Origin of the sequence: Tianweitania populi, from assembly GCF_014652875.1 — a bacterium.
GTDB classification, from domain to species: Bacteria; Pseudomonadota; Alphaproteobacteria; order Rhizobiales; family Rhizobiaceae; genus Tianweitania; species Tianweitania populi.
This window is the reverse complement of the sequence record NZ_BMZQ01000002.1, coordinates 1317794-1340505: the sequence shown is the minus strand read 5'-3', so window position 1 is coordinate 1340505 and position 22712 is coordinate 1317794. Positions and strand designations below refer to the sequence as shown.

Sequence of the window (22712 nt, the reverse complement as noted above, 5' to 3'; positions counted from 1 at the left end):
ACATATGCCAGGAGAACGCGGTCTGACCGCACCCTGTCGGGAGAACCAAGCTTCATGCGTTTTGAAGGCACCGCGGCCTATGTTGCCGACAAGGATCTGATGGTCGCAGTCAACGCCGCCATCGCTTTGGAGCGCCCGCTTCTGGTGAAAGGCGAGCCTGGCACCGGCAAGACCGAACTGGCCCGGCAGGTGGCTGCGGCGCTGGGGCTGGACTTCATCGAATGGAACGTGAAATCCACCACCAAGGCGCAGCAGGGCCTTTATGAATATGACGCCGTGTCGCGGCTGCGCGACAGCCAGTTGGGCAATCCGCGCTTCAACGACATCGCCAACTACATCCGTCGCGGCAAGCTGTGGGATGCGTTTGCGGCCGGTAAGAAGGTCGTGCTCCTGATCGACGAGATCGACAAGGCCGACATCGAGTTTCCCAACGATCTCCTGCAGGAGCTCGATCGAAACGAGTTCTATGTCTATGAGACCGGCGAAACGATCCGCGCTGCCATCCGCCCGATCGTCATCATCACATCGAACAACGAAAAGGAGCTGCCGGACGCCTTTCTCCGCCGCTGCTTCTTCCACTACATCCGCTTTCCGGAAGCCGAAACGCTGCAGAAGATTGTTGATGTCCATTACCCCGGCATCAAGCAGAATCTGGTCCGCGCCGCGCTGACCCGCTTTTACGAAATTCGCGACGTACCCGGTCTGAAGAAGAAGCCGTCGACGTCCGAAGCGCTCGACTGGATCCGCCTGCTAGTGGCGGACGATATCGAACCCGAAGACCTGCGCGCCGATCCCAGACACGCACTGCCGAAACTGCATGGCGCCTTGTTGAAGAACGAGCAGGACGTGCATCTGTTTGAACGCCTGGCCTTCATGGCCCGGCGGCAAGGCTGAGGAGTTTCGGCTATGGAAGGTATGGAAGTTCGCCCGCCCACGCTGGATGACGAAGCGGACTGGCGCCGGCTCTGGACTGACTATCTCGACTTCTACGAGGCGAAGGTGCCGGAAGAGGTGTATGTCGAGACATGGAAACGGTTGCACACGCCGGGCGAGTTCGAGCCGAAGTGTTTGCTTGCGGTGACCCACACCAAGCCGATGGGGCTGGTGCATTTCATGTACCACCGCACCACCTGGGCGGTCGCCAATAACTGCTATCTGCAAGACCTCTATGTCGATCCCGAACGCCGCGGCACGGGCTTGGGGCGCGTGCTGATCGAGGCCGTGAAGCGCATTGCAGCCGAAGATGGCGTGACGAACGTGTACTGGCTCACTCACGAGTCCAATGCCACGGCACGGCAGCTCTACGACCGCGTCGCCAAGAATACCGGCTTCCTTCGCTACCGGATCGAATAACGGCGGCAAGCGATGTTCATCCCCTTCTTCCTCGAGCTCAAGGCCGCGCGCGTTCCGGTTTCGCTTCGCGAATATCTGAGCCTGCTCGAAGGGTTGGAGGCCGGTCTCGTCGAGTATGACGTCGAGGGTTTTTATTATCTCGCCCGCGCAGCGCTGGTGAAAGACGAACGCCACATCGACCGCTTCGACCAAGTCTTTGCCCATGTCTTCAAAGGCCTGGATGCCGTCACCGGCGAAGGCGGGATTGATGCCGCCAGCCTTCCCGAGGAATGGCTGCGGCGCCTGGCTGAAAAGCATCTGACCGACGAGGAAAAGAAGCTGGTCGAGGCCCTAGGTGGCTTTGACAAGCTGATGGAAACGCTGAAACAGCGTCTTGAGGAACAGAAAGGCCGGCATCAGGGCGGCTCGAAGTGGATCGGCACGGCCGGCACGTCGCCCTTCGGCGCCTATGGCTACAACCCTGAAGGCGTGCGGATCGGCCAGGATGAAAGCCGGCATCGCCGCGCCGTGAAGGTCTGGGACAAGCGCGAGTTTCGCAACTTCGATGATTCCGTCGAACTCGGCACCCGCAACATCAAGGTCGCTCTGAAGCGTTTGCGCCGCTGGGTGCGAGAAGGGGCGGCCGAAGAACTCGACCTGCCCGGCACGATCCATGCCACGGCCGAACACGGCTATCTCGACGTGCAAACCCGTCCCGAACGCCGCAATGCCGTGAAGCTGCTGATGTTTTTCGATGTCGGCGGATCGATGGACGGTCACATCAGAATCGTCGAGGAGCTGTTTTCCGCCGCTCGCGCCGAGTTCCGCCAGCTGGAATATTTCTACTTCCACAACTGCCTTTATGAGGGCGTGTGGAAGGACAATCGCCGCCGTCATGCGGAGGTCATCCCGACGTTCGACGTGCTGCATCGCTATGGTCCCGACTATAAAGCGATCTTTGTCGGCGATGCCTCCATGAGCCCCTACGAGATCGCGCATCCCGGCGGCTCGGTGGAGCACTGGAACACGGAAGCCGGCGCTGTCTGGCTGCAACGCGCGCTGCAGCAATGGCCAAGCACGATCTGGCTCAACCCCGGTGCCGAGCGGCTTTGGCCCTACACGCACTCGATCAGCATGATCCGCGAGATCTTCGGCGATCGTATGTTTCCGCTGACCCTGACCGGGCTGGAAGCAGCCACAAAGGCGTTGTCGCGCAAGCATTGAGCAGGGACCGACCTCTGGCCCCCTGCGGCGCGGCTTCCTACATAAGGTCCCGAACAAGGGATCCCGATCATGGACACCGCAACAACCGCCTACCCCGTCACCCGCACCGATGCCGAATGGCGCGAGCGGCTGACGCCTGAACAATATGCCGTCATGCGCGGCCACGGCACGGAGCGTCCCGGCAGCTGCGCGCTGCTTTACGAGAAGCGCTCCGGCACCTTCGAATGTGCCGGCTGCGACCAGCCGCTGTTTGAATCCAAGCTCAAGTTTGAAAGCGGCACCGGCTGGCCGAGCTTCAACGATCCGGTCGAAGGCTCCGTCGAAACCACGGTCGATCGCTCATACGGCATGGTGCGAACCGAATGCCATTGCGCGCGCTGCGGCAGCCATCTTGGACACGTCTTCGAAGACGGTCCGCCGCCAACCTATCTGCGCTACTGCATCAACGGCGTAGCCCTGAACTTCGTGCCCGCCAACTCAGAGGCCTGCGAGGCCTGCTAAGGCTTCATTAACCATAAAGCGTCTATCGCGGATTGTGTCTTTGACAATCCGCGGAGCGCCACGATGTCCCTTTCCCGCCGCAGCTTCCTTCTGGGAGTCTCTTCCTTGCTCGCGGGCTGTGCGACATCGCAGGTGCCGCCGCCAGTCCTGAGCTATGCGGCCGTTCCCGACGAGGAATTCCCACTGGCGGCGATGCCGCTCGACGTGTTTCCGGCCGAACTGCATCGGCAGGACGTCGACTATCCCACCAAGCTGAAGCCCGGCTCCGTTGTCGTCGATACGCCCGCACGCCGCCTCTACTTCATCCTGGGTGAAGGCCGCGCCATCCGCTACGCCATCAGCGTCGGCCGCGCCGGCCTCGCCTTGAGCGGTGGTGCAACGGTCGGACGCAAGGCGAAGTGGCCCAGTTGGACCCCAACGGCCAACATGATCCGCCGCGAAGAGCGCTATAAGCAATATGCCGGCGGCATGCCGGGTGGCCCCAACAACCCGCTCGGCGCCCGCGCGATGTATCTTTATCGCCAGGGCCGCGACACGATGTTCCGCATCCACGGCACCAACCAGCCGAAATCGATCGGCCACGCCATGTCGAGCGGCTGCATCCGCATGCTCAACCACGACGTGATCGACCTCTACAACCGCGTCGATGTCGGTACGCAGGTGGTGGTGATCCAGGCGGAAACAGTGGCGTAGATCGCTGGGCTTCAACCCATGCGGCGAGAAGCCATCCGACATGTTCAAGCTGACCTTCGATCCCATAGCCAAACTTGACTTATAACTTCCGGCTCTGCTTTCTCTTGGCGCATACGCGCGGCAAGACAATGAGAAAGACGCATCCATGGAGCCCGACAAAAGCAAGCAGCGCTCTGCAGGCAATCTCGTCGCGAAAGTCAGCTCGGAGCTCAGGCAATCCATCCAGGCCGGGAACTTCGCCACCGGTGAAAAGCTGCCGAGCGAAGCCAAGCTGACGGAAGCGTTCGGCGTCAGTCGCACGGTTATCCGTGAAGCGATCGCAGCCCTTCGGGCGGACGGTCTCGTGGAAGCGCGGCAAGGCGCCGGCGTGTTCGTGCGGGAAATACCCGTGCCTGATACGCTGCCGTTTCAGAACCTCGATTATGAGCGCATATCGTCCGTGGTCGAGGTGCTCGAATTGAGGACCGGAGTGGAAGTGGAAGCCGCAGGATTGGCGGCCGTGCGCCGATCTCCGCAGCAGGAAGAAGCCATTATCGGATGCCACAATCGGGTGTTGGCGCAGCTCGAAGCTGGCGAGGCAACGTCTGAAGCCGACTTTGCTCTGCATCTGGCGATTGCGGACGCCACCAACAATCCCCGCTTCCGCGAGTTCCTATCGATGGTCGGCAGCGGTGTCATTCCCCGCGCCGCCCTTCAGGCAACGGATACGGCCGGCGGCGACTACATCGCCCACCTCCACAACGAGCACAGCCAGATCATCGAAGCGATCCTGACCGGCGACGAAGCTGGCGCGCGGGACGCCATGCACCGCCATCTGAAAGGAAGCCAGGCACGTTACCGCGCCATGCTTCGACGCAGTCGCGCAAACTTATAATACAAGTTGTTGACACCTATCATGTGACTGGGCTATCTGCGGCTCGACATCAACAAGAGGCAGTGTCATGGAACCTCAAGAGATCAAGCAGAAGCTCGGATCGGGACTTCTTTCCTTTCCCGTCACGCATTTCGATGCCGAAGGCCGTTTCGCTGCCGACAGCTACAAGCAGCATGTTGAATGGCTTTCCGGCTTCGACGCCCCTGTGCTCTTCGCAGCCGGCGGAACGGGGGAGTTCTTCTCGCTTCGTCCTGACGAGATTCCGGCGATTGTGTCCGCTGCCAAGGAAGCAGCAGGCGACACCGCCATCGTGTCGGGCTGCGGCTACGGCACGGAACTCGCCATTCAGATCGCGCAGTCGGCCGAAAAGGCTGGCGCAGACGGCATCCTCCTTTTGCCGCATTACCTCATCGACGCGCCGCAGGAAGGGCTCTTCGAACATGTGAAGCGCGTCTGCCAGTCGGTCGGGATTGGCGTCATGGTCTACAACCGCGACAACTCCATCCTACAAGCCGACACGCTGGCAAGGCTGTGCGACACCTGCCCCAACCTTGTCGGCTTCAAGGATGGTTCGGGAGATATCGGTCTTGTTCGCCAGGTTACCGCGAAAATGGGCGATCGCCTGACCTATCTCGGCGGCATGCCGACGGCCGAGCTGTTCGCCGAAGCCTATCTTGGTGCAGGTTTCACCACCTATTCGTCGGCGGTCTTCAACTTCGTGCCAGGCCTCGCGGTTGAGTTCTACAAACACCTTCGCGCTGGCGAGCGCGCCGATTGCGAGCGCATTCTCAACGACTTCTTTTATCCCTTCATGGCGATCCGCAACCGCCGCAAGGGCTATGCCGTCGCCGCTATCAAGGCGGGTGTCCGTTTGCAGGGCTTCAAGGCCGGCAAGGTGCGTGCGCCGCTTTCGGATCTGACATCCGAGGAAGAAGCGATGTTGCAGGCACTGATCGGCAAATATCAGCGCAAACAGGCCGCCTGAGAACCTCGGGCAAGATTTAGCCGCCTATGAGGCCTCGATCGTTCTGCCGATCGAGGCCTTTCTTGCATGTCGGCCGCTTTCCCCATCGGATTATCGTGCCGACATCGCCTTTGTTCACAAAGCCTTCACCCTGTTCAGGCACATTGATGCTGCTGGACAGCGTAGCGTTTTTGCCCAGCTCCAGCCCGGTCGCAGCCACCTAATCATGCGATCGGGCTTCTCCTTTGAAGCGACATGCGAGCCTGCATAAGCTGACCGCTTGCAGTCGTGCTCAGCCGTTCATCTGCTTCAACGTTCGCCGCAGTGTTTCCAGCGCCATGTCCGTGTTTGACGCGCGCCAGATGGCATGCAGTTCCACGGGTCTGGGTGGGTCAATGGGAACGGGAAGCAGGGTGACGCCTTCGAAGCGCAGGTTTGCGGCCGCTTGAGGCACAAGCGCCAAACCAATCCCAGCCTTCACCAAGCCCATGATCGAGTGGATCTGGCTGATATGCTGGACATAAAACGGGTTGATGCCTGCCTTAGCGAACACCGCCGCAACAAGATCGTAGAAATAACGGGCCTCGTAGGGCGAATAGGTCACGAAGGGCTGACCATCCAGATCCTGGATGCTGATCTCCGGGGCGCTGGCAAGGGGATGGCCGACGGGAACAGCGAGCAGCAGCGCTTCCCTGACGATGCAGATCGATCCGAACTCGCGCCGGTTGAATCCGGGCCGAACAAGGCCGACATCGATGCGCCCAGCCACCAGCGAGTCGATCTGTTGTGCCGACACCATTTCCTTCAGGATCAGGTCGATATCCGGTGCTTCGGCGCGAAAGCGCTGGATCAAGCGCGGCAGGAACTCGTAGCCGGACGCCGCGGTAAAGCCGAGCGTCAACGTGCCGGCGTCTCCACAGGCAGTACGACGCGCAGCGAGCGCCGCGCCCTCGGCCTGCCGCAGAAGATCGCGCGCTTCCGATAGAAAACTCTGCCCCGTCCGCGTCAACCGAACCGACCGGCTGGTGCGATCGAACAGCTTGACACCCAGGCTCGTTTCCAGCGCCTGGATCTGTCGGCTGAGCGGCGGCTGCGTCAGGTTCAAACGCTCCGCAGCGCGCCCGAAGTGAAGTTCTTCGGCAACAGCCACGAAGCAGCGGAGTTGGGACAGCTCGAACATCGATGCTGAATTTGCATTGATCCATCCAGAAAACAACTCGCTACAGGAAGAAATATCCTTAAGTTGCTTACCAAGCGCGTGAAGGTACGCGCCGGAAAGACATTGCGCGGAGGGCGCAACCTTTCCGTCTTGTGGAGGAGACCCCAATGAACTTTCGTCTGATGAAGGCGATCGCCGCCGTTGCTGCGCTCGCTGCTGTATCCGTTCCATCCGTTGTCCGGGCACAGGAATTCGAACGGCCCGTCCGTATCGTGGTGCCTTTCGCTCCCGGCGGCACGTCCGACATCCTGGCGCGCCTGATCAGCCCGAAGCTTTCTGAAGCTATCGGCCAGCCCGTGGTTGTCGAAAACAAGCCGGGTGCTGCCGGCAATATCGGTGCGGATTCCGTCGCCAAAGCCAAAGCGGACGGACACACGCTCCTGCTCATGGATATCGGCTCGCTGGCGGTGGCACCAAGCCTCTTCACCGACCTGACCTATGACGTGCAGAAGGACCTTGCGCCCGTCGGCATGGTCATGTTCGGCCCTTACGTGCTGGCGGTGAACCCTTCGGTGCCTGCCAAGACCGTGCCGGAACTCGTCGCCTATGCAAAGGCCAATCCCGGTAAGCTTGCCGTCGCCAACTCAGGCGTCGGCGCGCTCAACCACATAACCGCCGTCGCCCTTGCCCGCGATCTCGGCATCGAATGGAAGAACGTGCCCTATAAGGGCGGTGCAGCAGCGTCCCGCGCGGTCGTGTCCGGAGAAAGCAACGTCATCATCAACGGCTCAACTGCGACGCTTCCCTTCGTCAACAACAAGCAGCTGACGGGCATCGCAGTGACCGGTGAAAAGCGCATGCAGGCGCTGCCTGAGGTCGAGACCTTCAAGGAAGCCAAGCTGCCGCTGAACGACGCAGGAACCTGGCAGGGTCTTCTCACCACCGGCAACACGCCGCCTGAGACCGTCGCACGCCTGAACTCCGAATTGAACAAGATCCTGGCCATGCCGGAAATCCAGGAAAAGATCGCGGAACAAGGCGGCATGGTTCGTCCCGGCGCGCCGGATGATGTCAAAGCTTGGCTCGATACCAACATCAAGAACTGGGGTGGCATCGTGACCGCCTCGGGTATCAAGCCGAACTGAGGCCTCAGCCTTTGACAAACCTGCGTTTAGGCGGGCCCGATCTTGGTTTCGGCGCCTTCCTGGTTCTTGTCGCGGCCGGCACCTTCGCCGCGACATGGAACCTCCCCATCGGAACGGCCGCTGAAATGGGCCCAGGATATTTCCCTTGGGCCATCGCGCTGATCCTTCTGGCCTTTGGCCTGTTCTTCACGGTCAAGGGTCTGACGCGATCGCATGCGGGCATTGAACCGATGCAGTGGCGCCCGATCACGCTGATCGGGATCGCGGTCGCTTTGTTCGCGCTGGTGGTGGAAGGGCTTGGTCTGGGCCTTGCTTCGCTTGCCACCATCATCGTCGCAGCATGGGCGAGCCGAGAAAGCAGGTTCTTCGAGGTAATCGTGTTTGCGCTGTTCATGAGCGCGGCGGCGATCCTTCTCTTCATCAAGGTACTGGCGCTGCCGGTGCCGCTTTGGCCCTGGTAGTCTGTCATGGAATTGTTCGACAATCTCCTGCTCGGCCTGTCGACGGCCCTGCAGTTCAACAACCTCCTTTACTGCCTGATCGGCGTCGTGATCGGCACGGCCATCGGCGTCTTGCCGGGCATCGGCCCGATCCCCACCATCGCCCTGCTCCTGCCGTTCACCTTCGGGCTTGAGCCTGCCTCCTCGCTGATCATGCTGGCCGGCATCTTTTACGGTGCGCAGTATGGCGGCTCCACGACCGCCATTCTCGTCAACGTGCCGGGCGAAACCTCGTCGGTCGTGACCTGTCTCGACGGCCATGAAATGGCCAAGCAGGGCCGCGCCGGTCCAGCGCTGGCGATCGCCGCCATTTCATCGTTTTTCGCCGGCACCGTGGCCACCATCATTATCGCCGTGCTCAGCCTGCCCCTGGCCGATCTCGCGATGCGCTTCACGGCCGTCGAATATTTCAGCCTCCTGGTTCTCGGGCTAATCGCAGCCGTGGTGCTCGCCCATGGGTCGGTGATGAAGTCGCTCGCCATGGTCTTCCTCGGCCTGCTTCTCGGCGTCATCGGCATCGACGTGAATTCCGGTGCCGCGCGGATGACCTTTGGCGTTCCATCCCTGGCCGACGGGCTCGACTTCGTTCCGGTTGCCATGGGCATGTTCGGTCTGGCCGAGATCATCGCCAATCTGGAGCGGCCAAGCGTGCAGCGCGTGGTCAGCCAGAAGCTGCACGACCTCATCCCCTCGAGAGCAGACCTGAAGGCAGCTTTCCCGGCCATGGTTCGGGGCACCTTCCTCGGCTCGGCTCTCGGCGTTCTGCCGGGCGGAGGTGCCGCTTTGCCTCCCTTCAGCTCTTACGCGCTCGAAAAGAAGCTGGCGAAGGATCCCTCGCGCTTCGGCAAAGGTGCGATCGAAGGCGTGGCGGGGCCGGAAGCGGCCAACAATGCCGGTGCGCAAACCAGCTTCATTCCGCTGCTGACGCTCGGCATCCCCGCCAATGCGCTGATGGCTTTGATGATCGGCGCGCTGATGATGCAGGGCATCCAGCCCGGTCCTCAGGTCATGACCGAGCAGCCGGAACTGGTATGGGGCGTCATCGCCAGCATGTGGACCGGCAACCTGATGCTTCTCGTCATCAACCTGCCGCTGGTCGGCCTTTGGGTATCGATGCTGAAGATCCCCTATCGCCTGTTGTTCCCGGCGATCGTCCTGTTCTGCTGCATCGGCACCTACGGCATCTCAAACAGCGCCTTCAATGTCTGGCTCATGTTGGGATGCGCGGTGCTCGGCTACTTCTTCATCAAGGTCGGCGTTGAACCCGCCCCGCTTCTTCTCGGGCTCGTGCTCGGCCCGCAGTTGGAAGAAAACTTCCGCCGCGCCATGCAACTGTCAGATGGCGACCCATCCGTTTTCCTGACGCGTCCGATCAGCGCTGTGTTGCTGGGCGTGGTCGCATTGATGCTGATCGCGATGCTGTCGCCAGCGGTGCTGAGGAAGCGAAAAGAAGCATTAGCGGAGTAGCGCAAGACGCTGCTGTGTTGACCTGCACAGGTCTGGGCCGGGTGATCGACACGATGCGCGAAGCACGCATCCGTCGATGGCCCGGCCTGCTCATCTTCGAGCGACTTCAGCCCGACAAGCCTGATTTCTTGCGAATGGTGCAGCCGCCAATATCCGCACCCTGTGCCGTTCGCCTGAAACGACCAGCGCTATCGCTATTCGCCGTAATAGGAAGCGGCCTCGCCGCGGATACGGATCTGAACTGCGTCTTGGAGGCCCAGGATTTCCGCACGAACCTTGTCCTGTCCGACACCCGCTTCCCTGAGCGCGGCAGCGACCATTGCGACCCTTTCACGCCAATAAGCATTGGCATGCGGGCCATGAAGTGTTTGCAGGCGATCGGCAATCTCGCGAACGAGTGCCTCACGGCGATAAAGAGGAAAGGACATGATTTGGGCCATGAAGGCAGGTGTGCCTGAACATGGTTACCAATCCTGAAACGGCTTCCGCCGCGCCGTGAGCTTTTTATGCTCCGACGAAGCCAACGCATGAAAACAAGAAGCCCCGCGAGGCTTGAGCCTGCGGGGCTGAAGAACTCCTAGGCAGCGAAAGCTAGGCCATCCCAAGTGCATTCATATAAAGATCAAGCAGAGCCTCGGCTTCCTCGCGCTCGGCCTGGTCCTGCTTACGCAGGCGTATGATCTGCCGCACTGCCTTCGTGTCGAAGCCTTCTCTCCCCTACACGTTTTTGTAGCCTAAGTCAGACAACCGTCCTCCGGCAAATCCGCACAAAACAAGGCTTTCTAAAAGCACAGCGTCACGTCGGCTACCCAAGAGGGCAGCATGTGGGGGCAGCACGCCTTCAACAGCGCTGTAGCCGACCCTGCATGCGAATGGATTGGAGACGGTTTCAGGATGGCGGAGACATCGGTCCATAGCGTGCCTATGCTGGCGAGGCGGCTTCTGTTGCTTGGCGGGTGACAATGATGCGGCAGCGGCAACTTGTTCCAAGGTCTTTGCGGGGTGAACTGGACTGGCGTTCATTTATGCTGAAGGGGACGCCTGGTAGCATCAAGCTTGTGAAGCATGAACATGGTCCTGACAGATCCGGGCAGGAGGCCCGAGACGTTGATTGAAAAGACCGGGACCTCTTTGTCGAGATCAAATGCATCGTTGCATGGGCTTCAGATTGACGGGTCTCGCGACGGGGAGGATTGATGTCAGCGCGAGCAGCCACCAAACAGGCGGCTACTCCGTTAGAAGCCCCGCGATCGCTCTGCCGTGATCCATGACGCGGCGCTTGAATCCTGAGCCCGACCTGACCCGTCACACTCTCACAACCATGATGACTTCGCCAAGGGTGACTTCCTGATCCATGGCTAAGCGTCCTGCGGGTCGGTCTGTATGGTGGGTGTCCATCCGGGTACCATCAGAATGCCTGGTAATGCCTAAACCTGGCCGCGACACTTGAGAAGCCGATCCTGACGGGTGTCGGCCTATCTACTGTGTCCCGTCCAGCGCGACGCAAACTTGGACGGGGGTGTTCCTGCATGCTCCCGAAACGCACGCGCAAAATGGCCTGAGTTCACGAAGCCGCATTGATAGGCAATTTCCGAAATCGGCATTTCCGTCTTAGCGAGCAGAGCCTTGGCGCGTTCTACGCGCAGGGTCATATAGGCGTGGCCGGGACTGATCTTCAGGTGCGCTGAAAAAAGGCGCTCCAGCTGACGGGGCGAACAGTTCGTGCGCGACGCTATCTCGCTGACCGGCAGAGGCTCAGAACACGAATTCTGCATGAGCAAGAGTGCTTGGCGGACCTTGAAGTTCGCAACCTCTCCAAAAAGGTTCTTGCTTGGCTGCAGGTCTCGATGTGTCCGGATGCGGTCAAGAAGCAGGATATCGGCTGCCTTTTCAGCGTTGCGTTCTCCCAGCGTCTTGACGACGAGCGCTGCGGCGAGGTCCGCGGCTCCTGCTCCTCCTGCACAGGTCGTCCGATCCCTGTCGGCCAGAAACAGCCGATCGGCCGTTGCCTGGACCGCGGGATAGGCTGCCTGAAACTCGGCAAGGTGAAGCCAGCTGACGCAAGCCCTGTACCCATCCAGAAAGCCGTGCTCTGCGAGTGCGAAAGATGCCGTGCAAAGCCCGATGATCGGCTTTCCTGCACCAGCTGCTTGCTGGAGGAACGCGATCTGCTCCCGACCGAGCGACTTGGCTCTTCCCAGCAAACCTCCCACTACGACAATATAGTCGAAGTTGCCGGCATGAGACGATTCAACCGTTGGCAGGATGTCGAAGCCGCAGCTTGACCGGATGGGCAGTCCCCGCGTGCCAAGGATCTGCCAGTCAAACGCGATGCGCCTGCTCCGATCCGCCTCGTCGCCTGCAAGCCGCAGCGTGTCGACAAAGAGCGAGAACGGAGACATCGTAAATTCGTGGATCAGGATGAAGGCGAAGCGTATCGTCATTTTCACTCGCGGCCACGACTCTTCATAAGTCTTCAGGTTTCTCGCTCAGATCAAGGCGCGTAGCTCGATAGATTGGCTTGTTCCATTCTTGTCCAGCATTCTGTCCGGCACTGTCCAGTCATCACGGCCATGGCGCCGCGTAGCGTGACGGCCCGGCAGCTAGCGCCCTTGTCTCGCAAAACGAGGCTTTCTTCCTCCAGGGCCGCGTCTCCTGCGAGGTCCGGAAACAGGCTGCCGACAGTCTCAGCCAAAGCAGAGAGGATCGGTACAACGAGGATAACGCGGCAGTATTTGACCATTTCCACGAAGCGAGCGCTGAAATTGTTGAACGGACGCATCAGGATGTTCTGGCTTGTGCCCTGCTGCATAACCTCGTCGTCTCGCAGAATGGCGCTCAATGCCTTCAAGGGACGCGTTTTGCGATGTTCGAAGTCACCGAAACTTCGAACGGCCCAAGCGCGTTACTTTCACCTTCTTGTCCCGCCTAAGTGATCTGGAATCCATGTGCGAGCGGATCCCGGTCATCGACGAAGATGGTGTTGTGTCCGATGATGCGGGCCCAGCCACTCACACTCGGCTTGATGCCCTGGAACGGGCCAATCTGCGCGTCGGCCTCGACCCTGCCTTCGAAGATCGTGCCGATCAGGCTTTCCTGCCGCCACGTGTCCCCGACCTTCAAGCGCCCTTTTCCGTGCAGTTGCGCCATGCGCGCGGAGGTGCCGGTGCCGCCGGGCGAGCGATCGATGGCCTTGTCGCCGTAGAACACAGCACCGCGGCCATCCGCATCGCCGCTTTTCGGTGCGTCACACCAGATGGCATGGTGAACGCCGATGATACGGTCATCGTCGGGGTGAACGGGATTGCAGATGGGCTCCAGCGCGTCACGAAGGGCGCGGCTCAGTTCGACGATGTCGCTGGCCGAACCGGCATCGAGACCCTTCCAGTTTTCCTGCGGTTCGATGACGGCGTAGAAATTGCCGCCATAAGCAATGTCGACCACGAGGGGGCCAACGCCGGGAACATCGACGCGCACGTCGGCAGCGTGCAGGTAGCTGTCGACATTGAACATGCGCACGGAGTCCACGAACTCGCCGGGCTTCTCGTACCGGATATCGACACGGCCCGCCGGCGTTTCGATGGATAGCTGTCCAGGAACACGCGGCGTCACGAGCCCCTCCTCGATCGCGGCAGTCACCAGGCCGATCGTGCCGGCGCCGCACATCGGCAAACAGCCGCTGACTTCCACGAAGATCACCGCGAAATCGCAATCCTCCCGATGAGCGGGATAGATGATCGCACCGGACATGATGTCATGCCCGCGCGGTTCGAACATAAGGGCGCGACGGATCCAATCATGGTCGCGGATAAACAGTTCGCGGCGTTCTGCGATGGGAAGATGAGGCAGGATCGGCCCCCCGCCCGCAATCAACCGGACCGGATTGCCGCAAGTGTGCGAGTCGATGCAGAAAAAGCTACGGCGCATAGGAAGGGTCAGCCTTGTTGAGAGCTTACGCGTTACGAACGACTTTGCTTGATCGTCCCTGAAGAGCGCCGCGCGATACCCCGTCCAACAAAATAGCGACGGCAACGATTGCCAGACCGGCACGCAGTCCCAGCCCCATCTCCATCCGGGTGAGACCACGGGTCACTTCGGCACCGAGACCGCCGGCACCAACCAAGCCCGCCAGAACAACCATCGCAAGCGACAAAAGAATGCACTGGTTCAAGCCAACGGTCAGCGTCGGCGTGGCCGACGGTATCTCGATCTTGAACAGGATCGAGCGCGGCGATGCACCGGTCGCGCGTCCGAGTTCAAGCAGGTCCTTTGGCACCTGGTTGAAGGCGAGCGTGGTTAGCCGCAACATGGGAGGCACACCGTACACAATGGTCGCGATGATCGCGGGAACGCGGCCCAGGCTGAAGATCATCACAGCCGGTATCAGATAGACCCAAGGTGGCACCGTCTGCATGACGTCGAGAACCGGCCGAATGGCTTGTTCTACCTTGCGGTAGCGCGAGGCCAGGATGCCCAGCGGAAAAGCGATCAGGACGGATATCGCGACCGCAACGGTCACAAGCGCCAGCGTCTGCATCGACGCAACCCACAAACCCGAAAGGTAACAGAATGCCAAGGCTACGCCGGCAACAAGAGCCACCCGGATGTTGACGGCGAAGTAAACCAGCACGAGCACGATCAGGATCACGCCGTAGGGTGGCAACAGAACCAAGGCTGCTTCGATGCCGGACAGGACAGCCTCAACAACCGTCGAGATACCGCGAAAAAGCGGATGCAAGTTAGTGTTAAGCCAATCAACCGCAGGAGCAAGATAGGTGCCCGGCGAAAAGCGCAGATCTTCCAGGTTCATCGGCCGGTCTCCCTTTCCCGCCTACCAGCGCTTTGCGTCAAGCGGTCGAGGATCATCGTCAAGATGACGATGGCGATCGCGGCATTGATCGACACGGCGATATCGAGGGTACGGATTGCACCGTAGATCGTGGCGCCCAGTCCGCCCGAGCCTACGATGCCAGCAATGACCACCATACCGAACGCCATCATCAGGCTCTGGTTGATGCCCGCCATGACGCTGGGAACAGCAAAAGGCATCCTGATCTTCGTGAACATCTGCCAAGGTGTGAGGCCGCTTGCCTGCCCCAACTCGATGAATTCGTTGGGTGTCATGCGAATACCAAGCGATGTCAAACGAACCGCTGGCGGCACGGCAACGATGAAGGTCGCGACCAAAGCGGTTGCCGGACTGTATCCAAGAAGGGCGATCGCCGGAAGCAAATAGATATAAGGCGGAAGGGTTTGAACCAGGTCGAGTACTGCATCGAGAAACCGGTCGAAGGTCCTGACGAAGCCCGCCACAATGCCAACCGGAATTCCAACCAGCAGAGCAAGCACCGTGGCTGTGATGACGAGAGCCAGCGTGCTCATGGTCTCTTCCCAAAGACCCATGAAACTGCAGAAAGCCAGCGCAACGCCGATTGCAACGCCCGCTAGAAGGTTGATCTGCCGCCATGCGATCAGAGCGGCAAGGACCGCGATGACATAGAACGGCGGAACCTGCAGCAGCCAGAGAACACCGTCATAGGTGGTCTCGAGCACCATGCGCACGAACTCGAACAGCCATTCTCCATGGTCGCTGATCCAACTCAGCGCGTCATCCGTCCAAACGTCGAAGGTGTCGGCTATGACCGAGATGTCCATGCCCGCCCTCGCCTAAGCTGCAGTTGCTTGGCTTGCCGGATGTCCGGCCACGCTGCGCAAGAGCCCGCGCGTCGTCACGACCCCAACGATCGCGTCGTTATCGACAACCGCGATCGCATCGCGGTCCGACTGCATGGTCAGGTCGATCAGATTTCCAATATCCGCTTCCGGAGACGCGCGCAGAAGGCTGCCAACATCCACGTGGGGATGCGCCGCGCTATACTCGGCGACTGGCCGCATCACGGTATGCGCCTTGACGAGATGAATGCGCGAAATGCCGGCGACGAAGTCGGACACATAGTCGTCGGCCGGATTGGTCACAATATCCTCCGCCGTGCCGACCTGAACGATGACGCCGTCTTTCATGATGACGATCCGATCACCGATGCGGATGGCCTCTTCGAGATCATGCGTGATGAAGACGGCTGACTTGCCTAGCGACTTGGTGAGCTGCCGGAATTCATCCTGAAGCTGGCGACGGATCAAAGGGTCGAGCGCGCTGAAGGGCTCGTCCATCAGGATGATCTCGGGATCGGCAGCGAGTGCGCGAGCAAGACCGACGCGCTGCTGCATGCCGCCCGATAGTTCGGATGGGTAGCGTGACGTCCAGTCGGTCAAGCCGACCTTGTCGAGCGCAGCACGCGCAGTCTGGTGGCGTTCTTCCTTGCCGACACCACGGACTTCGAGACCGAAGGCAGCGTTTTCCAGTACGGTACGATGCGGCAGAAGGGCGACGCTCTGGAAGACCATGCCGATATGGCGCGCGCGCATATCCCTGAGTTGGGCTGCGTTCAGCTTGGCGATGTCACGGCCCTTGACGACAATTCCGCCCATGCTTGGCTCGATCAGGCGATTGAGCAGGCGGATCAGCGTCGACTTTCCACTCCCGGAAAGACCCATGACGCAGAAGATCTCGCCGCGACGGACCTGCAGGCTGGCATCGGCAACGCCGACCACGCAGTTGAATTCGTCCAGCACCTGCTTCTTGGAAAGTCCGCGCTCGGAAATGGCTTTCACGGCAGCGGGCGCGCGGGAACCAAAGATCTTCCAGACCGACTTGCAGTCGACCAGAATTTCGTTTGATGGATCAGTTACTGTGTTCATCGCGGTCCCCCAGGCTGGCTTGATGCCGGCTTCATTTTCGATCGCTTAAGAAAACGGGCCGCCGACCAGCGGCCCGTTAAAAACTTATTCGCTCTTGATGTTCTCCCAACGCTTAATCAGGTCGGCATGGGCTTCGATCCAGCTTGCTACGGCTTGGTCCATGGTCTTGCCGTCACTGACCTCACCGTTGATGGCCGTGATGTCGGCAAGCGGCACGTAAACGCTGGCGATCGCTTCACGCGCACCCGGATTTTCCGCCGAAAAGCCCTTCTGGCCGATCCAGTAGTAGCTCTGTGGGGGCGGGAAAACGCCCTTCGGATCGTTCAGGAACTTTACGTCGAATTTCTGCATCATCCAGGATGGCTCCCAGATCGTAACCGCGATCCACTCCTGACGATCGATCGCCGACTTCAGAGCCGCTGTCATCGCCGCGGTGCTGCCTTCCACGAGCTGCAGCTTGAGGTCGTAGTCCTTGACTGCGTTTGTTGTGTCACGCATGAGGCCCGAACCCGGCTCGATGCCGACAATCTTGCCGCCGAGCTTGTCGGCATTGTCGTTCAACTGATCCATCGAGTCGATGGTCACATATTTCGGGACAGCCACGCCCTGGAACAGGCCGTGTGACACCGGGGAGATCTTTTCCAGCCGGTTCTTGTTCTTGTTCCAGTAGTCCTGCGCGACATAGTCGGTCTGGGATGCAAGGATCTGGATGTCGCCCTTGCTCAGTGCGGCATAAGCGATGCCCCATTCGGCGAATTCGACGACCTTAACACTGTAGCCCTTGTCTTCCAGAACCTTCTTGGTGATGCCGGTGATCGGCGTCAGATCTTCCCAGGACAGGGTCCCCATCGTGACCGACTTTTCCTGTGCCTGTACGGGCAGGATCGCCATACCGACCATTGCCGCCGCACAAAGCGACTTCCAAAAAGTTTTCATTCCACGCTCCTGTTTTTGTTCCCTTTTATGTTTGAAGGACGGACGCGGTATGTCCTTCAAATTGCGCTTAGCCCGATCATCCTTCGCGGCCTGCGCGCAATTCCTGCATGCGGATCACCGAATTGATACCAACCGTAGCGAATGGCTCTGGCGGGAGCCGTGAAGGCTCGGGGTGATCCATGAATTCTATAAGTTGCTGGGTCCGTCTGTTCGTCGCGAGCTCGGCCGCCATCACGCCGGCAAGCGTGCTCTTGACGGTTCCAAGCCCGTTCTCGCAACAGGCCGAGTAGAGGCCTTCCTCGATTTCGCCGAAGGCCGGCACATGGTTGCGGCTGAGGCAGATTCGGCCGGTCCAGCTGTATTCGAAAGGCACGCCCGCGAGTTCAGGGAAGCGTGCGTCGAGCGACCGGCGGTGGACTTCCGCCATCTTTGCGATCCGCCTTTGCGGGACCGCGATCGCGGTATCATACGCTTCGCGGGCGCGGCAGAAGCTGCTTGGCCAGTACACCAGCCAGCGTAGCCTTAATGACTTAGAATTAGATCTCGCAACCGAGTATTTTGCAGCACCGCACCAGCCAAGGCGCTGTCGTTCTTGCCAGCCTCGACCGGTTCGATCAGGCGGGTTGCGGCCCGCCACCATGTTCAAGCCCGACAATTAGTACGCCGAAATTTCGATGCATTAATGCAAGAGCTTTGCCGCCACTTCCGGTAAGAGCAATGTCGCAGACCTGTCGGATTATACCGCCCGTAGGGCGGCAACAACGTCATCGCCCCGCGACTTCCCTTGTATGGAAAGAAGGTATCGGTTTCCGGAGCAGGCGAAGCGCTGGAGATTCGCGTGCCAAATCAAACAGCGTCAGTGAAGTGAGGAACAAGGGCGGCCGCTGCGCCCTTCAAGGTTTCGAGATAGGCCGCATGATTGCGCCGTGCATCTTCGCGCGGCGCAACGATGCAGAGCGTTGCCATGGTTTGGCCGTCCTGTCTTCGGACGGGCACGGCAAAGCAGTGCGTGTAACTGTCGAGGGCGCTGTCGAACGTGAAATGGCCGGCGACACGTGCGCCCTCCACCTCCGACAAGAAGCGCTTCCGGTCGATCGGCGTTTCGTCCGGCAGCGCGAAGTCACCCTTGTCGAGGAATGCCAGGATTTCGTCCGCTGTCAGATGGTCGACCAGAAGCCGTCCCGAGGCGGTCCAGGTCAGCGGCACGCGTTCGCCGATCGTGGTGGAGATCCGGAAGGGACGCGATCCCTCGCGCATAGCACCGACATAATAGCGGTTGCCGTCGAGGCGACAGAACTGCGCGGTCTCGCTGGTTTCGCTTACCACACGCTTAAGCGCCGCCTCCACGGCCGCGCCCCGGCCCGAAACGGCGGCATAGGCCGATCCGAGCAGATAGAGCTTCTCGCCAAGGAAAAGCCGTCCGTCACCGGCATCCTCCAGAATGCCGCGACCCAGCAGAAGCGACGTCAGTTCGTAGACCGAAGACCGCGGCGCGCCGAGAAACGTCGCTATTTCATTGGCACGAAGAGGTCGCCGGGCGCTGGCCAGCGCGTCCATGATGTCGAAGGCGCGTTCGAGACCGCGCGAACGCGTAGCCCCCGGCGCCTTGCCGTTGTTCCCGACCAGCTTGTCCATGGCGCGGCGTTTCTCGTTACTTCTTCTTGTAGGCGACGCAGTCGATCTCGACCTTGCAGTCGACCATCATGGATGACTGAACGCAGGCACGAGCCGGGGGATGTCCGTTGAAGTATTCGGCATAAACGCCGTTAAAGCTCCAGAAGTCACGCGGATCGTCCAGCCATACGCCGACACGAACCACATCTTCAATGCCGTATCCGGCCTCGTGCAGGATCGCGATCAGGTTCTCCATCGTCTTATGCGTTTGGGCGACGATGCCACCGTCCACGATCTCCCCTTTCTCCATCGCCACCTGGCCGGATACGAAGAGCCAGCCATCGGCCTCGACTGCCCGGGCGAATGGAAGGGCTTGTTTTCCAGCTCCGGATTCACCGGCGCCGTATCGGGTAAGGGACATGCTGTATTTTCCTGTTGAAGTCAGTCGAAGCGGGAAGATTTGAGGAACTCGGCGAGGCGCTCGGTCTTGGGAGACGCAAACATCATCTTGGGGTTGCCTTCCTCGCCAATCCTTCCTTGGTTCATGAAGATGACGCGGCTTGACACCTCGTAAGCGAAACGCATCTCGTGGGTGACAAGGAGCATTGTCATCCCGTCGTCCGCGAGGCTGCGCACCACTTGCAGGACCTCGGCTACAAGCTCGGGATCAAGGGCCGAAGTCACCTCGTCGAACAGCATCAGCCGCGGGCTCATCGCAATAGCCCGCGCGATCGCCACGCGCTGCTGCTGCCCGCCCGACAGGCCCGAGGGATAGTGGTCCTTGCGCGACAGCAGGCCAACGCGGTCAAGCCAGGTCTCTCCGAGCGCCTGCGACTCTTCCCTGCTCATTTTCTTGACCAGTCGCAGGCCCAGCGTGACGTTCTGCAATGCTGTCATATGCGGGAACAGGTTGAACTGCTGGAAGGCCATTCCGGTCAACGCGCGCTGACGCGCTATCTCCTTCTCGGGCTTGCGCCGGCGTTCCCCGCCTGCTGTCGCGTATCCGATCTCCTCTCCATCGATGCGGATCGTTCCTCCCTCGAACTCCTCGAGCATGTTCACGCATCTGAGCATGGTCGTCTTGCCCGATCCCGACGACCCGATGATCGAAATGACCTCACCATGCGCCACGTTGCAGTCGACGCCTTTAAGAACCTCGACAGAGCCGTAGCGCTTGTGCAGACCATGGATTTCCAGCAGATTTCCGTGCATGAACGGGCGATCCTTCAGGCGAGGCTCGTTCGACGCTCGACATAGCGGCCGAGGCGTTCGATGGCATAATTGACGGCAAAGTACAGAAACCCGGCGAGCAGGTAGAACTCGAGGCTCTGGAACGTCCGTGAGATCACTTCTTGAGTGCGCAGCAACAGTTCCGCCACGCCTATGACCGACAGCAGCGTCGAAGCCTTCACCATCTCCACGGCGGTGTTGATCAAGGCCGGAAGAGCCAGCCTGAGGGCCTGGGGTCCCAGTACATGGCGGAAGGACTGAGAGAAGGTCAGGCCAATGGCCTTCGCAGCTTCGCCCTGGCCCTTGTGGATCGACTGCAGGGCGCCGCGCGTCACCTCGCCCACATGGGAGGAACAGAACACGGTAAGCGCCAGAACGCCCGCCTGGAACGCTGAGAGGTCTAGGCCGGCGACACCAAGAATGTAGAAGCTGGCCAGCACCAGCACCAGCACCGGGGTGCCGCGGACGAAATCGGTGTAAAGGCGCGCGCCGAATCGGGATGCCCGACTGCCGTAGGTCAGTACGAGCCCGAGAAGCGTGCCAAGCACCGTCCCGCCGATGATGGCGAGCAGGGAAATGGCCACGGTCGTGCCCAGCCCATAAAGCAAAGGCCAGCGCGCGAGCCACACGAGTTCGGAAAAGGTGGCGGGTGGATTCACGGCTACCTCGATATAGCGAGCTTGGCTTCGACTTGACGAAGAAGAGCAGCAAGGATCGAGCACGTGACGACATAGAGGCCGCTTGCGACAATCCACGTTTCGATGACCCGGAACGTCTCGACGTTGATCTTCCTCGCTTCGAACGTAAGCTCCGGCACTGCGATCGCCGCAGCAAGCGAAGTGTCCTTGAACAATCCGATGAACGTGCTGCCGAGCCCAGGCAACACGGAGCGCAGCATGATCGGCAAGACAATGCTCCGCCTGATCTGCGTTTGCGTGAGGCCTATGGCAAGCCCGGCTTCGCGCAATCCCTGCGGCACTCCGAGCAAACCGCCGCGGAAGACTTCTGCGAGGTAGGCGGCAGAATAAAGCGCTAGCGCGAGCACGAAGGATGACTGCTTGGAGAGCCTCAGCCCCATCTGCGGCAGGGCGAAGAAGGAGAACAGCACAAGTACGAGCAGCGGCAGGTTGCGGAAGACCGTCACATAGAGCCCTGCCAAGCCAGAAAGCAGGCGCGAGCGGCTGACGCGGCCGAAGGCTAGAACCAGCCCGAGAACACAGCCCAGTCCAATGGCTACGGCGGCCAGCAAGAGGCTCAAGCCGAGACCCCAAAGCAGGTCGTCGAAGTTGCGCCACACGGCGGCAAAATTAAGGGTATAACCCATTGCGGATCCTGGTGCGCGACAGTGCGGGACTGCTGGCGGAGGCGCCGGGACGCTGTCGGTCTTCCGGCGCCTTGACGGAGTGCTCGTCGCTTACTTGAACTCGACCGGGAAACCGATCGCAGGCGGAGCGAGGTCCTTGCCGAACCACTTCTTGTATGACGCGGCGTAGGCATCGAACTCCACGCCCGTCATCGCCTCATGCAACGCCGTATTGACGAAGTTCAGCCAGTCCTGATCACCCTTCGCCACGGCGCAGGCATAGCTCTGAGGGCTCCAGCCGTATCCGCCGTCCTTGTACTGTCCCGGGTTCTGCGTCACGTACCACGCGATCGAGCTCTGGTCTGTCGCGGCTGCATCCGCGCGGCCGGACTGCAGGGCCTGATAAAGCAGATCCTGTGCATCGTACTGGTCAACCGTCGCCTCGGGCAGAGCCTTATGGACAAGTTCCTCGGCGTAGACGTTCTGCAGGACCGCGATGGTAACCGACGAGCCAGCCGCCTTCAGGGCGGCGTAGTCAGCGTACTGGCCACCCTCCTTCAGCATCAGTCCAACGCCTTCGCGGTAGTAAGGAATGGTGAAGTTCACCTGCTGCGCGCGCTCGCCGGTGACGGTCATGAACTGGCATGTCATGTCCACCTTGCCCGTCGTAATGTTCGGAATGCGCGCGTCAGAGGACTGATTTACGAACTCCACTTTCTCTACGTCGCCGAAGAGCGCCTTCGCGACGATCTTGGCTACGTCTACGTCAAAGCCCTGGAGCGTGTCGCTCGCATCCTTGAAGTGCCACGGCGCGTTGGTCGACCCGGTGCCGACGACGAGCTTCCCTCGTGCAAGCACGTCTTCGAGCTTCGCCGCCGAGGCTTGCTCAACGGCAGACGCGACCGACACAGCGGCCATCAGGCCAACGATGATCTGCTTCATTCCCATTCCCGCTCTCCATGTTCCCATTGTCCATTATATTGGACATTTGACCGCAATAACGGATTGCGC

The 22712-nt window shown here is 60.4% G+C and carries 25 protein-coding genes and 2 pseudogenes; 10 read left to right on the top strand and 17 right to left on the bottom strand.

All coding sequences use genetic code 11. The features are described 5' to 3' along the window. The first annotated feature begins 54 nt into the window (after window positions 1-54). The 7 genes from IE166_RS15770 (at window position 55) to kdgD (ending at window position 5609) form a co-directional block, all read left to right on the top strand. Complete coding sequence (locus IE166_RS15770) at window positions 55-894, top strand: AAA family ATPase (protein ID WP_189505498.1); 840 nt, start codon at window positions 55-57, stop codon at window positions 892-894. A 12-nt stretch (window positions 895-906) separates the two neighbouring features. Next, entirely contained in the window at window positions 907-1353 is a 447-nt protein-coding gene (locus IE166_RS15765) for a GNAT family N-acetyltransferase (RefSeq protein WP_189505497.1), read from the top strand. 12 nt (window positions 1354-1365) lie between these two features. Further along, window positions 1366-2556 carry a vWA domain-containing protein gene (locus IE166_RS15760; RefSeq protein WP_189505496.1) on the top strand — a complete coding sequence of 397 codons (1191 nt, stop codon included), beginning with the start codon at window positions 1366-1368 and terminating at the stop codon, window positions 2554-2556. Window positions 2557-2625: 69 nt separating this feature from the next. After that, entirely contained in the window at window positions 2626-3057 is a 432-nt protein-coding gene (msrB, locus tag IE166_RS15755) for a peptide-methionine (R)-S-oxide reductase MsrB (RefSeq protein ID WP_189505495.1), read from the top strand. A 63-nt stretch (window positions 3058-3120) separates the two neighbouring features. Then, a complete protein-coding gene (locus IE166_RS15750) occupies window positions 3121-3750 on the top strand; it encodes a L,D-transpeptidase (protein WP_189505494.1) in 630 nt (209 codons plus the stop codon). A 145-nt stretch (window positions 3751-3895) separates the two neighbouring features. Then, window positions 3896-4624 carry a FadR/GntR family transcriptional regulator gene (locus tag IE166_RS15745; RefSeq protein WP_189505493.1) on the top strand — a complete coding sequence of 243 codons (729 nt, stop codon included), beginning with the start codon at window positions 3896-3898 and terminating at the stop codon, window positions 4622-4624. Between the two features lie 67 nt (window positions 4625-4691). Continuing rightward, window positions 4692-5609: a 5-dehydro-4-deoxyglucarate dehydratase gene (kdgD, locus tag IE166_RS15740; RefSeq protein WP_189505491.1), complete on the top strand. Its 918-nt coding sequence runs from the start codon at window positions 4692-4694 to the stop codon at window positions 5607-5609. A 271-nt stretch (window positions 5610-5880) separates the two neighbouring features. Here the strand turns inward: kdgD and IE166_RS15735 are convergent, their stop codons facing one another. Beyond that, window positions 5881-6768 (bottom strand): LysR substrate-binding domain-containing protein, encoded by an 888-nt coding sequence (locus tag IE166_RS15735; protein WP_189505490.1) that lies wholly within the window; start codon window positions 6766-6768, stop codon window positions 5881-5883. Window positions 6769-6914: 146 nt separating this feature from the next. On the opposite strand from IE166_RS15735, the gene IE166_RS15730 reads away from it, so the two are divergent. Genes IE166_RS15730 through IE166_RS15720 form a run of 3 tightly spaced genes read left to right on the top strand, consistent with a single transcriptional unit; the run spans window position 6915 to window position 9859 of the window. Further along, window positions 6915-7892 (top strand): Bug family tripartite tricarboxylate transporter substrate binding protein, encoded by a 978-nt coding sequence (locus tag IE166_RS15730; RefSeq protein WP_189505487.1) that lies wholly within the window; start codon window positions 6915-6917, stop codon window positions 7890-7892. An 11-nt stretch (window positions 7893-7903) separates the two neighbouring features. Continuing rightward, complete coding sequence (locus tag IE166_RS15725; RefSeq protein WP_244641490.1) at window positions 7904-8353, top strand: tripartite tricarboxylate transporter TctB family protein; 450 nt, start codon at window positions 7904-7906, stop codon at window positions 8351-8353. A gap of 6 nt (window positions 8354-8359) precedes the next feature. Beyond that, window positions 8360-9859 carry a tripartite tricarboxylate transporter permease gene (locus tag IE166_RS15720; protein WP_189505485.1) on the top strand — a complete coding sequence of 500 codons (1500 nt, stop codon included), beginning with the start codon at window positions 8360-8362 and terminating at the stop codon, window positions 9857-9859. A 194-nt stretch (window positions 9860-10053) separates the two neighbouring features. Here IE166_RS15720 and IE166_RS15715 read toward each other — a convergent pair whose 3' ends face one another. The 16 genes and pseudogenes from IE166_RS15715 to IE166_RS15640 all read right to left on the bottom strand — a co-directional run bounded on the left by IE166_RS15715 (window position 10054) and on the right by IE166_RS15640 (window position 22619). Beyond that, on the bottom strand, window positions 10054-10287 hold the full coding sequence (locus IE166_RS15715; RefSeq protein ID WP_189505483.1) for a DUF6074 family protein: 234 nt from the start codon (window positions 10285-10287) through the stop codon (window positions 10054-10056). A gap of 163 nt (window positions 10288-10450) precedes the next feature. After that, window positions 10451-10567 (bottom strand): annotated as a pseudogene (locus IE166_RS15710) (DUF2312 domain-containing protein); the annotation flags it as partial. A 767-nt stretch (window positions 10568-11334) separates the two neighbouring features. After that, window positions 11335-12303 carry a GlxA family transcriptional regulator gene (locus IE166_RS15705; protein ID WP_189505479.1) on the bottom strand — a complete coding sequence of 323 codons (969 nt, stop codon included), beginning with the start codon at window positions 12301-12303 and terminating at the stop codon, window positions 11335-11337. A gap of 50 nt (window positions 12304-12353) precedes the next feature. Continuing rightward, window positions 12354-12701: a hypothetical protein gene (locus IE166_RS15700; protein ID WP_189505477.1), complete on the bottom strand. Its 348-nt coding sequence runs from the start codon at window positions 12699-12701 to the stop codon at window positions 12354-12356. 86 nt (window positions 12702-12787) lie between these two features. Next, the gene (locus tag IE166_RS15695) at window positions 12788-13786 is read right to left on the bottom strand and encodes a 4-hydroxyproline epimerase (protein ID WP_189505475.1); all 999 of its coding nucleotides are present in this window, start codon (window positions 13784-13786) and stop codon (window positions 12788-12790) included. 25 nt (window positions 13787-13811) lie between these two features. Continuing rightward, complete coding sequence (locus IE166_RS15690) at window positions 13812-14669, bottom strand: ABC transporter permease (RefSeq protein WP_189505473.1); 858 nt, start codon at window positions 14667-14669, stop codon at window positions 13812-13814. Beyond that, complete coding sequence (locus tag IE166_RS15685; protein ID WP_189505471.1) at window positions 14666-15514, bottom strand: ABC transporter permease; 849 nt, start codon at window positions 15512-15514, stop codon at window positions 14666-14668. Before IE166_RS15685 ends, IE166_RS15690 begins: the two co-directional genes overlap by 4 nt. A 12-nt stretch (window positions 15515-15526) precedes the next feature. Further along, the gene (locus tag IE166_RS15680; protein ID WP_189505469.1) at window positions 15527-16618 is read right to left on the bottom strand and encodes a quaternary amine ABC transporter ATP-binding protein; all 1092 of its coding nucleotides are present in this window, start codon (window positions 16616-16618) and stop codon (window positions 15527-15529) included. Window positions 16619-16702: 84 nt separating this feature from the next. Further along, entirely contained in the window at window positions 16703-17554 is an 852-nt protein-coding gene (locus IE166_RS15675) for a glycine betaine ABC transporter substrate-binding protein (protein WP_189505467.1), read from the bottom strand. Between the two features lie 76 nt (window positions 17555-17630). Beyond that, a pseudogene (locus IE166_RS15670) lies at window positions 17631-17993 on the bottom strand (FAD-dependent oxidoreductase); the annotation flags it as partial. 407 nt (window positions 17994-18400) lie between these two features. Then, the gene (locus IE166_RS15665) at window positions 18401-19189 is read right to left on the bottom strand and encodes an IclR family transcriptional regulator (RefSeq protein WP_189505466.1); all 789 of its coding nucleotides are present in this window, start codon (window positions 19187-19189) and stop codon (window positions 18401-18403) included. Window positions 19190-19205: 16 nt separating this feature from the next. Next, window positions 19206-19589, bottom strand: coding sequence for a RidA family protein (locus IE166_RS15660; protein ID WP_189505464.1), 384 nt, complete (start codon window positions 19587-19589; stop codon window positions 19206-19208). Window positions 19590-19609: 20 nt separating this feature from the next. Beyond that, window positions 19610-20380, bottom strand: a complete 771-nt coding sequence (locus tag IE166_RS15655; RefSeq protein ID WP_189505462.1) for an amino acid ABC transporter ATP-binding protein — start codon at window positions 20378-20380, stop codon at window positions 19610-19612. A 14-nt stretch (window positions 20381-20394) separates the two neighbouring features. Next, on the bottom strand, window positions 20395-21057 hold the full coding sequence (locus IE166_RS15650; protein ID WP_189505460.1) for an amino acid ABC transporter permease: 663 nt from the start codon (window positions 21055-21057) through the stop codon (window positions 20395-20397). Window positions 21058-21059: 2 nt separating this feature from the next. Then, entirely contained in the window at window positions 21060-21722 is a 663-nt protein-coding gene (locus IE166_RS15645; protein WP_189505458.1) for an amino acid ABC transporter permease, read from the bottom strand. Between the two features lie 90 nt (window positions 21723-21812). Continuing rightward, a complete protein-coding gene (locus IE166_RS15640) occupies window positions 21813-22619 on the bottom strand; it encodes a transporter substrate-binding domain-containing protein (protein ID WP_244641534.1) in 807 nt (268 codons plus the stop codon). Window positions 22620-22712: the final 93 nt, after the last annotated feature.

Excerpts from the sequence above, each read along its gene's own strand:
- IE166_RS15770 (WP_189505498.1), top strand. The coding sequence starts at position 55 with ATGCGTTTTGAAGGCACCGCGGCCTATGTTGCCGACAAGGATCTGATG.
- IE166_RS15765 (WP_189505497.1), top strand. The coding sequence starts at position 907 with ATGGAAGGTATGGAAGTTCGCCCGCCCACGCTGGATGACGAAGCGGAC.
- IE166_RS15760 (WP_189505496.1), top strand. The coding sequence starts at position 1,366 with ATGTTCATCCCCTTCTTCCTCGAGCTCAAGGCCGCGCGCGTTCCGGTT.
- msrB (WP_189505495.1), top strand. The coding sequence starts at position 2,626 with ATGGACACCGCAACAACCGCCTACCCCGTCACCCGCACCGATGCCGAA.
- IE166_RS15750 (WP_189505494.1), top strand. The coding sequence starts at position 3,121 with ATGTCCCTTTCCCGCCGCAGCTTCCTTCTGGGAGTCTCTTCCTTGCTC.
- IE166_RS15745 (WP_189505493.1), top strand. The coding sequence starts at position 3,896 with ATGGAGCCCGACAAAAGCAAGCAGCGCTCTGCAGGCAATCTCGTCGCG.
- kdgD (WP_189505491.1), top strand. The coding sequence starts at position 4,692 with ATGGAACCTCAAGAGATCAAGCAGAAGCTCGGATCGGGACTTCTTTCC.
- IE166_RS15735 (WP_189505490.1), bottom strand. The coding sequence starts at position 6,768 with ATGTTCGAGCTGTCCCAACTCCGCTGCTTCGTGGCTGTTGCCGAAGAA.
- IE166_RS15730 (WP_189505487.1), top strand. The coding sequence starts at position 6,915 with ATGAACTTTCGTCTGATGAAGGCGATCGCCGCCGTTGCTGCGCTCGCT.
- IE166_RS15720 (WP_189505485.1), top strand. The coding sequence starts at position 8,360 with ATGGAATTGTTCGACAATCTCCTGCTCGGCCTGTCGACGGCCCTGCAG.
- IE166_RS15715 (WP_189505483.1), bottom strand. The coding sequence starts at position 10,287 with ATGTCCTTTCCTCTTTATCGCCGTGAGGCACTCGTTCGCGAGATTGCC.
- IE166_RS15705 (WP_189505479.1), bottom strand. The coding sequence starts at position 12,303 with ATGACGATACGCTTCGCCTTCATCCTGATCCACGAATTTACGATGTCT.
- IE166_RS15695 (WP_189505475.1), bottom strand. The coding sequence starts at position 13,786 with ATGCGCCGTAGCTTTTTCTGCATCGACTCGCACACTTGCGGCAATCCG.
- IE166_RS15690 (WP_189505473.1), bottom strand. The coding sequence starts at position 14,669 with ATGAACCTGGAAGATCTGCGCTTTTCGCCGGGCACCTATCTTGCTCCT.
- IE166_RS15685 (WP_189505471.1), bottom strand. The coding sequence starts at position 15,514 with ATGGACATCTCGGTCATAGCCGACACCTTCGACGTTTGGACGGATGAC.
- IE166_RS15680 (WP_189505469.1), bottom strand. The coding sequence starts at position 16,618 with ATGAACACAGTAACTGATCCATCAAACGAAATTCTGGTCGACTGCAAG.
- IE166_RS15675 (WP_189505467.1), bottom strand. The coding sequence starts at position 17,554 with ATGAAAACTTTTTGGAAGTCGCTTTGTGCGGCGGCAATGGTCGGTATG.
- IE166_RS15665 (WP_189505466.1), bottom strand. The coding sequence starts at position 19,189 with ATGGACAAGCTGGTCGGGAACAACGGCAAGGCGCCGGGGGCTACGCGT.
- IE166_RS15660 (WP_189505464.1), bottom strand. The coding sequence starts at position 19,589 with ATGTCCCTTACCCGATACGGCGCCGGTGAATCCGGAGCTGGAAAACAA.
- IE166_RS15655 (WP_189505462.1), bottom strand. The coding sequence starts at position 20,380 with ATGCACGGAAATCTGCTGGAAATCCATGGTCTGCACAAGCGCTACGGC.
- IE166_RS15645 (WP_189505458.1), bottom strand. The coding sequence starts at position 21,722 with ATGGGTTATACCCTTAATTTTGCCGCCGTGTGGCGCAACTTCGACGAC.
- IE166_RS15640 (WP_244641534.1), bottom strand. The coding sequence starts at position 22,619 with ATGGCCGCTGTGTCGGTCGCGTCTGCCGTTGAGCAAGCCTCGGCGGCG.